8 protein-coding genes and 2 pseudogenes are annotated in these 11,877 nt (G+C 58.2%); 3 read left to right on the forward strand and 7 right to left on the reverse strand.

Features of this window, described 5'->3' with window-relative positions; translation table 11 throughout:
• On the reverse strand, positions 1 to 1,114 hold a 1,114-nt coding region (locus ABIN98_RS00005), incomplete at its 3' end, for a cysteine desulfurase family protein (protein WP_346906267.1).
• A gap of 299 nt (positions 1,115 to 1,413) precedes the next feature.
• Here ABIN98_RS00005 and ABIN98_RS00010 point away from each other — a divergent pair.
• Positions 1,414 to 2,082 carry an alpha/beta hydrolase gene (locus ABIN98_RS00010; RefSeq protein ID WP_346906269.1) on the forward strand — a complete coding sequence of 223 codons (669 nt, stop codon included), beginning with the start codon at positions 1,414 to 1,416 and terminating at the stop codon, positions 2,080 to 2,082.
• A gap of 179 nt (positions 2,083 to 2,261) precedes the next feature.
• Here the strand turns inward: ABIN98_RS00010 and ABIN98_RS00015 are convergent, their stop codons facing one another.
• From ABIN98_RS00015 to ABIN98_RS00030, 4 genes are all read right to left on the reverse strand, one after another.
• Positions 2,262 to 3,119, reverse strand: coding sequence for a hypothetical protein (locus ABIN98_RS00015; protein ID WP_346906271.1), 858 nt, complete (start codon positions 3,117 to 3,119; stop codon positions 2,262 to 2,264).
• Positions 3,120 to 3,398: 279 nt separating this feature from the next.
• Positions 3,399 to 3,605 carry a hypothetical protein gene (locus ABIN98_RS00020; protein WP_346906272.1) on the reverse strand — a complete coding sequence of 69 codons (207 nt, stop codon included), beginning with the start codon at positions 3,603 to 3,605 and terminating at the stop codon, positions 3,399 to 3,401.
• A 45-nt stretch (positions 3,606 to 3,650) separates the two neighbouring features.
• Positions 3,651 to 4,037, reverse strand: a complete 387-nt coding sequence (locus ABIN98_RS00025) for an NADH:ubiquinone oxidoreductase subunit NDUFA12 (RefSeq protein WP_346906274.1) — start codon at positions 4,035 to 4,037, stop codon at positions 3,651 to 3,653.
• 165 nt (positions 4,038 to 4,202) lie between these two features.
• The gene (locus ABIN98_RS00030) at positions 4,203 to 4,904 is read right to left on the reverse strand and encodes a response regulator (RefSeq protein WP_346906276.1); all 702 of its coding nucleotides are present in this window, start codon (positions 4,902 to 4,904) and stop codon (positions 4,203 to 4,205) included.
• Positions 4,905 to 5,563: 659 nt separating this feature from the next.
• Between ABIN98_RS00030 and ABIN98_RS00035 the strand changes: the two are divergent.
• Both ABIN98_RS00035 and ABIN98_RS00040 read left to right on the forward strand, forming a co-directional pair.
• A pseudogene (locus ABIN98_RS00035) lies at positions 5,564 to 5,944 on the forward strand (vitamin B12-dependent ribonucleotide reductase); the annotation flags it as partial.
• Between the two features lie 397 nt (positions 5,945 to 6,341).
• Positions 6,342 to 9,264: pseudogene (locus tag ABIN98_RS00040) on the forward strand (vitamin B12-dependent ribonucleotide reductase); the annotation flags it as partial.
• Positions 9,265 to 9,611: 347 nt separating this feature from the next.
• Here ABIN98_RS00040 and ABIN98_RS00045 read toward each other — a convergent pair.
• Together ABIN98_RS00045 and ABIN98_RS00050 are read right to left on the reverse strand one after the other, a co-directional pair.
• Complete coding sequence (locus tag ABIN98_RS00045) at positions 9,612 to 9,965, reverse strand: hypothetical protein (protein ID WP_346906278.1); 354 nt, start codon at positions 9,963 to 9,965, stop codon at positions 9,612 to 9,614.
• A gap of 7 nt (positions 9,966 to 9,972) precedes the next feature.
• Entirely contained in the window at positions 9,973 to 11,052 is a 1,080-nt protein-coding gene (locus tag ABIN98_RS00050) for a hypothetical protein (RefSeq protein ID WP_346906280.1), read from the reverse strand.
• Positions 11,053 to 11,877: the final 825 nt, after the last annotated feature.

An 11,877-nucleotide genomic window follows, 5' to 3' on the forward strand; every position in this document is an offset into this window, starting at 1 on the left:
CCTGCAGAAAACGGTCAATGTCGGCTTCCGTGCTGTTCCAGCCGAGGCTGACACGCAGCGCGCAACGAGCGGTCGCCTCATTGGTCCCCATGGCGGTCAGCACATGGGAGACGGACACCTTGCCGGACGAGCAGGCAGAACCGGATGACAGGGACAGGCGTTCCAGATCAAAGGCGATCAGCGCCGTTTCCGCCGAAATTCCGGGGGCTGCAAAGCAGCTCGTATTCGCAAGACGCGGCGCCTCTTCCCCGAATATAGTCACGCTGGGGCAGATTTCACGTACGCCGGCTTCCAATTTGTCACGCAAGCCAGCCAGACGCGCCGTATCCTGCGCTTCTGTTTCCGCTTCCTGGGCGGCTGCACCAAAGCCGGCGATGGTGGCCACGTTTTCCGTGCCGGCCCGGCGCCAGTTCTCCTGACCGCCGCCAAGCATCAGCGGCGCCGGCACGCGGGCCGTGGATCGGACGACGAGCGCCCCTGCGCCCTGCGGTCCGCCAAACTTGTGGGCCGACAGGCTGATGGCATCGGCCTTCCAGGCGTCCATGTCGTTTTCCATGCGCCCGGCCGCCTGCACCGCGTCGACGTGGAAGAAGCCGCCGGCCTCTGCCACCAGATCACCGATTTCGGCAAGCGGACTGATCACGCCTGTCTCGTTATTGGCCGCCATGACCGACACAAGCGCCGGCCCGCCTTCCGCCAACATATCCTTCAGAGCATCCAGCCGAATCAGACCATTGCCGTCGACAGGAATGACCTCCTGCATGGAAGCCGGGAACCGGCCGCCGGCGGCAACGGACGGGTGTTCCGTCGCGCCGCGCAGAAGACGTTCCAGGTAGGCCGGAGACCCCTGGTCCTGCCAGGTAGGGGTCAGGGCCGTCATATTGGCTTCGGTCCCACCGGACACGAAGGTGACAGCCCGGGAGCGGGCCTTGCACAGGCTGGCCACCTGCTCGCGCGCGGCTTCGATCCTGGCACGGGCACGGCGGCCGTCGGCATGGACCGACGACGCATTTCCGACATCGTTCAGGACTTCGACCATGCACTCCCTCGCACCGGGGCGCAGCGGCGCGCCAGCGTTATGGTCGAGATAGACATGGTCTTTCGCCTGAGGCATGGCCAGTCCGTGAGCCTGTGTTTCACCTGTTTAAAGCCGGATCGAAAATCTTTTCGTTCACCCTCCGTTACGGAAAACTTGAAATTTTCCGCCCCGATGGCTTAAACGTGCCCACCTGACGACGTCGCGTCTCGTTTTCAACGATATGAGGCGTGAGCGACTTTCGAATAATTCTAAAGAAGGTTCTAGAAACTCGGAACCTGTGAGTCAAGTTTAGACTTAGGGATTTCACGTATATAGAACTGAAGGCGCGCCCGGGAATCCCAAGGGTGCCGCGATAAAAAAGGACATAGCGCTTCATGCCCGAGGTGATCTTCAACGGTCCCGCGGGCCGGCTGGAAGGCCGGTTCCATCCCGCGAAAAAACGAAATGCACCGATCGCCCTGGTGCTTCATCTGCATCCGCAGTTCGGCGGCACGATGAACAACCAGATCGTGTACCAGCTCTACTACATGTTCGCGCAGCGCGGCTTCGCGGTCCTGCGGTTCAATTTCCGCGGCGTCGGTCGGTCCCAGGGCGCCTTCGACCATGGCCAGGGCGAACTTTCTGATGCGGCCGCGGCCCTCGACTGGGTGCAGACCGTACATCCGGATGCGCGCGCCTGCTGGATTGCCGGCTTCTCCTTCGGCGCCTGGATCGGCATGCAGCTGCTGATGCGCCGTCCGGAAGTGGAAGGCTTCATCTCGGTCGCCCCGCCGGCCAACCTGCACGACTTCTCGTTCCTGGCTCCCTGCCCATCTTCCGGCCTGATCATCCATGGCGAGAACGACAAGGTCGTGCCGCAGAAGGATGTGCAGACCCTTGTCGACAAGCTGAAGACCCAGAAGGGCATCGTCATCGACCATCAGGAAATCCCTGGTGCGAACCACTTCTTCGAGAACAGCATGGACGACCTGATGGACCGTTGCGGTACTTACCTCGACGGCCGGCTCGGCCTGACGCCGGACGATTACGTGCAGATCGACTGATCCGCACCGCCAGGTATGAAAAAAGCCCGCCGAATTCCGTGGGCTTTTTTTTGCATCCTCTCTGAACAGATCTATCTTATGAACGTGGATAATCGTGGAAGCAGATCTTAGAGATTGTTTCGCATTCAACCGTTGTGTAGGCTGATTTCGCCACCTAACTCTCGATATTTTGATAAAATTTATTTCCCTTCGCCAACATAACAGCCCTGTGTTGAAACCATGATTTCATCGAATAGTTCAGCCAGAACAGGATATTCTATCTCTTCCATCAAAGGATCCACCATCATCCGCGCGCTCCCTTCCTGGCAATCGCTCCAGACTCGGGACCAGTAGAGACGAAATGCCGGGGCCACGCAGGACCAAGTATGGTTGAGTGATAAATCAACCAGAATAGGCTCACCAGTAACGGTACCTACGATTGAATAATGGTCTCTGGGGTCTAGATGAGCCCTAAGCCCTTTATCTAGGACGTCACCACCGAACGGGAACATTCCTCCATAGGGCCAGATTTCAATCTCGCTTATGGGTGGAAGATCTGGATAGCTTTCCCTGTAGGATAAGACTGAGAATAAAGAGCTCATCGTGAAGATGGCTTCGCAGGTGATTTTTCCAAATGAATTCCGGGATATCAAAAGACCTTTGGTAATACTGTCAGTGGAAAGACGCTTTGGATGCGTAATGTAACCAATTCCCTTGACAAGGTCATAGTGTTCGCAGAAGTAACGCATCGAACCGGAGGGATAAGATTCACGACCAAGATTGTGCCAACGAGCCGCGGCAAGAGGCCTGTTGTCAAAACACAATCTTATATCTGCGTCTTTGCGAAACCCAGATGGAATCCCTTTGCCTAATTCAAGAATAGAAGGACGGTATGACCGTTCACTCTTTCCGATATTTTCTCTGCTAGAATTCACATCGGGAGCTTCATCAAAATTACGAGACACCCAATAAGAGACGTCATCCGATGACATAGCCTTTTCGCAAAGAAACATCGGAAGAAAAGCTACAAATACAGTAAGTACATTAGTGAAATTCATTCTTCTTTCCGTTGTCCGCAACCTCTCCGCCTGAGGCGAGCTGAATGGTCGAGAGCGCGGGCAATATAATGCGCGCCGCCCGCGATCTTTGGATGTGTTCAACGTTTCTCACCTTGCATTATACTCAGCGAAATGCATCCGACTTGTGTCCAATATGTTTTGACGCGCCTCCTTCCCACTGGAGTCAGCCGGTTTTGGCAATGCAATGTGTTCCAGTATTAATTCTATCCGCTTTTGCAGAAAGCAAATTTAGTACGACCGGACCAACCCTCTCCATAGTCAACCCCGGCCAAGCGACAGCGCGAGCTCGGGGCCGGCGAGGGAGAAGCCTGACGATTTGATGCGCACCATCCGAACGACAATGACCGTGGCTCGCCGGTCCCGGATCTTCGCTGGCGCTCCGTCCGGGATGACGAAATCAGTGTATGTCGCAAAATAAAAAAGCCCGCCGGTTCGGCGGGCTTTTTTTGGATCTTTTTCAGCCACTTGCCGCCTGTCTTTACACTGCTTTGTAAAGACCCGCGCTGAGGCTTACTGGCCGGGCGTCCAGGCCTGGTAGTCGCCGGAGACTTCCGGACGGTGTTCCGGGGTCAGGATCGAACCGTGCGGGCGATAGGCGCCCGGCGTGCCGGTCAGATTCTGCTGATGCGGCTTCTGCCAGTGCTTGGGATAATAGGTCTCATCGGTCGGCGGCGTGTCGACGCGGTGGTGCATCCAGCCATGCCAGCCCGGAGGTATCGTCGAGGCTTCGGCGAGACCGTTGTAGATCACCCAGCGCTTCTTGCCGCCGCGTTCCCGGTAATATTTGTTGCCGGACTCGTCCTCGCCGACGAATTCACCTTTGCGCCAGGTGAAAAAGCGCGTTCCCATGGTCTGGCCGTTCCACCAGGTGAACAGTTCGAGTATGAGCTTCCACATCGCCTGAAGAGATCCTTGAGCGAAAAGCATTGGTATCGCGGACGGTATCAGCCGGACCGCCAGCAGGATTGGCGCGAATATGACGGCTCGCAGGGCGGCTGTCCAGCCCGCATTTCCCCGCTCTTAGCCTCAGACAGGGGGAACGGCCCCGAACGGGGGGAACCGTCAGGTGCCGGTAGTGCGTGTCGCACCGAAAGCGGAAATGCGTGGCGCTTTCTTGTCCGTTGCAGATGGAATGATCCGTTTGCCGGTGAGGTCGATCGAATCGGGCACGCGCCTGGAGGCGGAGGCGAATTCCTTTTCCACCGCGCTTTGCACGGCCGCCAGGCGCTTGGTTGCCTGCTCGTGATAGCTACGCGCGTTTTCCAGGCTCCGGATCTTCTCCGCCTGAACATCGAGGGTCTTGTGGATCCCCTCGATGTTGTAGAAGCCGGAGTTTTCCAGAATCATTGGCCGCTCGTCGGTCAGAAGCCATTTCAGGCGGCTGCAGAGGGTCGACGGCGAAAGCGGCTTGACCAGCAGATGATGCGCTCCTGCCCTCAGCCCCTTGTCGACCAGGGCCCGCGTGCCGTGGGCAGTGATGAACAGCAGCGGCACGTAGCACAGGGGCTCCATATGCCGGTGGCGGATCAGGCGCAGCAGCTGATAGCCGGAGGTGGGCGTCATACGCCAGTCGGCGAGAATCACGTTCGGCGGCTCGCTCAGCATGGCCTCCAGCGCATCGTCCGCCGAATCGAAGACCCGGACGCGGGCAACCTTGAAACTGATGAGAATCGACCGGATCAAAGTCTGCATGGGTTTGCTGTCCTCGACGATGACCACATCGAGATCCTCAAGCCCTAAGCCATACGCTGCGTGATGCTTCATTAGATCCGCTCTTGATTGTCCCCAACTGAAACAATGCCGAAGGCGCTTTAAGTCGCACTCAATGCGCGGCCTGCCATTTTCATAAAATTTTCATCTAAACCGCGCGGTTCCGCTGAAATTTGCGGCAGGGCGGGAACGTTTGTTTTTGAGCCGGCTCAGGCCCAAAATCGCAGAAGTCCGCGCGTTTGCGCAACACTCCCCGCTATCCACATAGCCACACTATATTTGGGGCTTGCACCAAAATTAGACACAACAGCTTGTCGATACGCGCTTGACGGTAACGATTGATTCACTCTAGTTTTTTATCACTTTCAGTGTGCGTATCCGGAAGCGGTCTTCCCCGCCTCCGATCCTCCAGTATCCAGTATCGAGCGTAACGCGTCCCGAGCCTTGGCGAACGCCATTCGGGCGCTAGCTACGGGTGTGTCTGGGTTCCGCAAAAGCTCCCCAGCCCCCTCGTGACAAAGCTGTTGATGAACACTATATGTAGTAGCCATCAGCACACAAAACACTAGATAACGGGCCAGCCAAAGCGGTCCGGAAAAAACAGGGATCGGCGTTGTCGCCGACCGGACCGACTAGGTTTCGGATTGAATTGCGTGGGATTCGCGGCCGGAAAACAAAGTACGGCCCGACCGGGAAATCGAAGGGGACATGGAATGCGGATTGAGCGGCGCTATACGAAACAGGGACAGTCTCCCTACGCCGACATTGAATTCCGGACGGCAACGAGCGAGATCCGTAATCCGGACGGATCGATCGTGTTCCGGCTCGAGAATATCCAGGTTCCGGCGCAATTCTCCCAGGTTGCGGCCGACATTCTCGCGCAGAAATATTTCCGCAAGGCCGGCGTTCCGGCCAAACTGAAGCCCGTCGAGGAAAACACCGTCCCGTCCTGGCTGTGGCGCCAGGAAGCCGACGAGAAGGCGCTGAAGAAGCTGCCTGAAGACGAGCGCTACGGCTCCGAGATCGACGGTCGTCAGGTGTTCGACCGCCTGGCCGGCACCTGGACCTACTGGGGCTGGAAAGGCGGCTACTTCGACACGGAAGAAGACGCCCACGCCTTTTATGACGAGCTGCGCTACATGCTGGCGACCCAGAAGGTGGCGCCGAACTCCCCGCAATGGTTCAACACTGGCCTGCACTGGGCCTATGGCATCGACGGCCCGAGCCAGGGCCACTTCTATGTCGATTTCCAGACCGGCGAACTGACCCGCTCCGCAACGGCCTATGAGCATCCCCAGCCCCATGCCTGCTTCATCCAGTCCGTCGGCGACGACCTCGTCAACGAAGGCGGCATCATGGACCTGTGGGTCCGCGAGGCGCGCCTGTTCAAGTACGGCTCCGGCACCGGCTCCAACTTCTCCCGCGTGCGCGGCGAGAGGCGAACGGCTGTCGGGCGGCGGCAAGTCCTCCGGCCTGATGAGCTTCCTGAAGATCGGCGACCGGGCGGCCGGCGCGATCAAGTCCGGCGGCACCACGCGCCGCGCGGCCAAGATGGTCGTGGTCGACGTCGACCATCCGGACGTCGAGGAATACATCAACTGGAAGGTCAAGTCGAGGAGCAGAAGGTGGCCGCCCTCGTCACCGGCTCCAAGGTCTGGCCAGAAGCACCTGGGCGCCGTCATGCGCGCCTGCGTCAATTGCGAGGGCGGACAACGGCGAGTGCTTCGATCCGGCCAAGAACCCGGCCCTCAAGGCCGCCGAAATCTCGCGCCGCCAAGAAGATGATGGTGCCCGACAACTACATCCAGCGCGTCATCCAGTTCGCACGCCAGGGCTTCACCAAGATCGAATTCCCGACCTACAACACCGACTGGGATTCCGAAGCCTACCTGACCGTTTCCGGCCAGAACTCCAACAACTCCGTGCGCGTCACCGACGGCTTCCTGTCGGCTGTCGTGGAAGACGGGGAATGGGACCTGATCCGCCCGCATCACCGACAAGGCGGTCGAAGACGATCAAGGCCAAGGACCTTTGGGAACAGATCGGCTATGCCGCCTGGGCATCCGCCGATCCGGGCATGCAGTTCGACACCACCATCAACGACTGGCACACCTGCCCGGCTTCGGGCGAGATCCGCGCGTCCAACCCGTGCTCGGAGTACATGTTCCTGGACGACACCGCCTGTAACCTGGCGTCCCTGAACCTGCTGCAGTTCCGCCGCGAGGACGGCTCGTTTGCCGTCGACAACTACGAGCATGCCGTCCGCCTGTGGACCATCGTTCTGGAAGTCTCCGTGCTGATGGCCCAGTTCCCGTCGAAGGAAATTGCGGAACTGTCCTACAAGTTCCGCACGCTCGGTCTCGGCTACGCCAATATCGGCGGCCTGCTGATGACTTCCGGCATTCCCTATGACAGCGACGAAGGCCGCGCGATCTGCGGTGCGCTGACCGCGATCATGACCGGTGTGTCCTACGCAACGTCTGCGGAAATGGCCGGCGAGCTGGGCGCCTTCCCGGAATACGACAAGAACGCCAAGGACATGCTGCGGGTCATCCGCAACCACCGCCGCGCCGCATATGGCGAGGACACCGGCTACGAGGCGCTCAACACCAACCCGGTCGCCCTCGACCACTCCAACTGCCCGGACAAGACCCTGATCGAACGGGCGAAGCTCGCCTGGGACCGGGCGCTTGAGCTCGGCGAGAGGAACGGTTTCCGCAACGCACAGTCCACCGTGATTGCGCCCACCGGCACCATCGGTCTGGTCATGGACTGCGACACCACCGGCATCGAGCCCGACTTCGCCCTGGTGAAGTTCAAGAAGCTCGCCGGCGGCGGCTATTTCAAGATCATCAACCGCGCCGTTCCCGAAGCCCTGCGCGGCCTCGGTTACTCCGAAGCCGAGATCGCCGAGATCGAGGCTTACGCGGTCGGTCATGCCTCCATCGACCAGGCGCCGTACATCAACCCGACGACGCTCAAGGCCAAGGGCTTCTCCGACGAGAGCCTGGCCAAGATCAAGGCGTCTCTCGGCTCCGCCTTCGACATCAAGTTCGTCTTCAACCGCTGGACGGTCGGCGACGAGCAGATGGCTGAACTGATGGTTCCGGAAGAAAAGCTGATCGATCCGGCCTTCGACCTTCTGACCCACATGGGCTTCTCCAGGGAAGAGATCGAAGCGGCCAACACCCACGTCTGCGGCGCGATGACCCTGGAAGGGGCACCGCACCTGAAGGAAGAGCACTACGCCGTGTTCGACTGCGCCAACCCGTGCGGCCGCATCGGCAAGCGCTTCCTGTCGGTGGAAAGCCACATCCGCATGATGGCGGCGGCCCAGCCGTTCATTTCCGGCGCGATCTCCAAGACGATCAACATGCCGAATGACGCCACCGTCGACGACTGCAAGGAAGCCTACATGCTGTCCTGGCGTCTGGCGCTGAAGGCCAACGCGCTCTACCGCGACGGCTCCAAGCTGTCCCAGCCGCTCAATGCCCAGCTGCTCGCCGACGAGGACATGGAAGACGACGAGGTGGCGGAAGCCATCGCCGCCAAGCCCATGGCCGCCAAGGCGGAAGTGGTTGCGGAACGGATCGTGGAGCGCATCGTAGAACGCGCCATCCGCGAACGGGAAAAGATGCCGGACCGCCGCAAGGGCTACACCCAGAAGGCACGCGTCGGCGGCCACAAGGTGTATCTCACCACCGGCGAGTACGAGGACGGCCGTCTCGGCGAGATCTTCATCGACATGCACAAGGAAGGCGCCGCCTTCCGCTCGCTGATGAACAACTTCGCCATCGCCATCTCGCTCGGCCTGCAATACGGCGTGCCGCTGGAAGAATATGTCGACGCCTTCACCTTCACCCGGTTCGAACCGGCCGGCATGGTGCAGGGCAACTCGGCGATCAAGAACGCGACGTCGATCCTCGACTACATCTTCCGCGAACTGGCCGTGTCCTATCTCGGCCGCCACGACCTCGCCCATGTGCCGCCGGAAGCGATCGGCAACACGGCCATGAGCACTGGCCCGAACGAAGGCAAGGACAAGGTCGCAGCCCAGCCGGCCGTCGTTTCCCACGGCCTCGTCCGCGGCCAGACCGAGCGCTTCCGCCTGGTCTCCAGCGGCGAACCGGCCGGTGCTCTGAGCGACGCGGTGTCGGCCAAGACGACCAACACCCCGGCCGCCCAGACCTCGGCGATCGCCACCGCCTTCGCCCGCGGTTCCGAAGCGGTCGCCGCCGTGGAAGTCAGCACGCCCCCTGCCCCGCAGCAAAACGATGCGGCCCAGCAGATCGCCCAGGCCCGCATGAAGGGCTACGAAGGCGAAAGCTGCTCGGAATGCGGCAACTTCACCATGGTCCGCAACGGCACCTGCCTGAAGTGCGACACCTGCGGCAGCACGAGCGGGTGTAGCTAAACGTCGAGGCTAAGGCCTGAAAAAACGAAACCCGCCCATCGGAGACGATCGGGCGGGTTTTGTGAATCCGCCGAGTTGATGGACCGTATGCGGTTTGGCAGTTCCCTGTCGATGGTGGATACGCGCAAGTTATCGCTCAACTTACAGCCGATGCCACGTCACCTCCAAGGCTGTGAGCGCGAAGATGGCAAGGATGCGAAGACCGTCCGACTCTATTTGGCTTACCGCGCATTCAAAATACGGGCGGAATGAAGGATTTCAGTTCGCACGAAAGTGGTGAAATCCATCAACGTTTCGTGCCGAAGATGTTGTCGACGAAGAGAGCAAAGCCGCCGCCGACGAAGAGTTCAATGACTCCGACGCTGCGCTTGGCAGACGATATATCGACGATCATTCGATTCTGCATCATCCAGATGACGGTGTAGATCGAGAGTACGAAGAAAGACGAAATGACGATCGAGAAGATCGCATAAAGCGCGTTGACCTTCTCGTCGGTGACGATCGGTTACATCGCGCGAGTCAATAACGAATTTCGAAATCGTAATGAAATAAGCCGCGGTGATTGGTCCGATTACGAAGGCGGTGTCGAGCTTGTCTGCCATTTCAAAGCGCGACGCATAGAAAAATATCATCGGGAGCAACCCGAGATGTCCGCCGAGGACAAGAATTGAAACAAATATTACAATATATCCCTTGCGCATTTGACTCTTATCTCCAGCCGATAACTTCCGATCCCCTATAGGTCTGCGACAGCGCATCGAAAAAGCGGGTCAACATGGCGTTCTCGATTTCACTGTATGGCTTCTTGTCTTCGATCCGCAGGAACTGGTCCTCAAAGGGCGTGTCGTCTACATCGAGGCCCTTTGCAAAGTAGGAGATCGGCTCCCAAGCCAGAGTGCGTTTTCCGTCCAACGCAGTGTCTTCAATGAAGAACGCCACGATCGTCCGCATCCAGGAATTGCCGCTGAAATTGTACTCTGAGGAGTGATACAGGCACTGAATTTCACCAAGTTTGTTATTCTGTTTGACGATATCGCAGTCCTTATTGTTCGAGATCGCGTCGAACATTTTCGTGACCACCGCCTTTATCTTATCGAGCGACTCGGTGTTCTCGTAATAATCGTCGAAAAAGCTGCGCGTCGGAACGCGCATGATTGACATTCGCGAATGAGTTCCGCTGATTACGTAGGCTTTGGAATTGATGTTGCCGAGTAGCGCTTGGGTGGTGGTGTCACCCACGCGGGTAGAAGCGTAGGCCTGCATCATGACATCGGTGTTCATCGCAACGAGTGCGGTACCGAAATTCGAGCCGTCGAAAAATGTGCGGATCGAGGCGTCAGTGTTCGCCTTGCCAGAATAGGCATCCCAAAAGGCAGCATAGTTGTGCGGAGTAACGATGCCAACCGGTTTGCCGGTCGAGAGCGCCTTGCCGTACTTCTGCTCGACATAGGCGGTCAACGCGGAGAACGCGCTGGCACTGATCAGCCGGCTGGTATCGCCTTTCCAATTGAGCAGGATCTGATCCGCCAAGGAATCGCTGCGATTGGTAATGCCGCGCAGTTCAAGAGCAATGTCGCCGCCGGACTTTGGGTCTGGGCTCCATGTGACATTGCCATTCTCGACTCCTTTGATCAGCGTAATCTCTTTATCTCCATAGAGATCCGGGATCTTCAGCGTCATTTTCCCTTTTTCTATGTTATACCCAGTAATAGCGTGGGCATTCGGCGTATCTGCGCCCTTCAGTTCAAGCAACGATCCCGATAGAGAGCCGTCCGCGTCGCGATCCAAAGATATGTAATCTCCAGAACTTGTACGGAACCCCCATTCGGCGGCGTCTACGGTCGAAATCAGAAGGAAAAGGACCCAAGAGGTCGCAATTAGCCGTGCATGATTCATCAGAGGTATCCAACTTACCAACATATCAATCTTACGTTGAGTTGGTCTACTTGGCAAACTATCATCTCTATGGCGAGATACCCGATCTGCGAACGTTTTGAACTGGCACTTTTCTATTGTGATGCGGATACCGGGAGAAGGAGAATTCCATGAAGGAATCGAAGTTATTGGAAGCGCTGATTGTCCCCATTCAGCGTTAGAGGCAGAAGAAGGCACGCCTATCGTCAAGACCTGCTACAATTCAATTTTTTCGATGCAACGAACGTCCGGTTTGCGGGGGAAATCACAACCGGTTTTGTGGCTGAAATGCGGACGCAAAGCGGTCACCCGTACCTAGTAGGCCGAATATGAGATTACGCCATTATCCCACTCTCAATCCGGACTGACATGAATTCATCCCATGCCTCGCATACTCATAACGCGCCTTGGGGAAAGCTCTGTTACCTACCTCGACGAGGAGCGGTCATCCGAAACACTTTGTGTCGGTGTCCAAGAAGCCTGCAACGGGCCGGAACGCGGCACAAGGCAGACTGAAGCAAGAAACCCGCCCATTGTAGACGATCGGGCGGGTTTTCGGTTCCCCCGATCGGAAACCGAGATGCGGAGACGTGCAGTCTCCCTATCCAACCAATCAAGCGCTTACAACAGGACGGTACCCATGCCGCCATAGGGCTTGCGCCAGCGGTAGTAGGTCTGCCCGGATCCCATCGAGCCGCG

The sequence above is a fragment of the uncultured Roseibium sp. genome (assembly GCF_963675095.2).
GTDB lineage: Bacteria > Pseudomonadota > Alphaproteobacteria > Rhizobiales > Stappiaceae > Roseibium.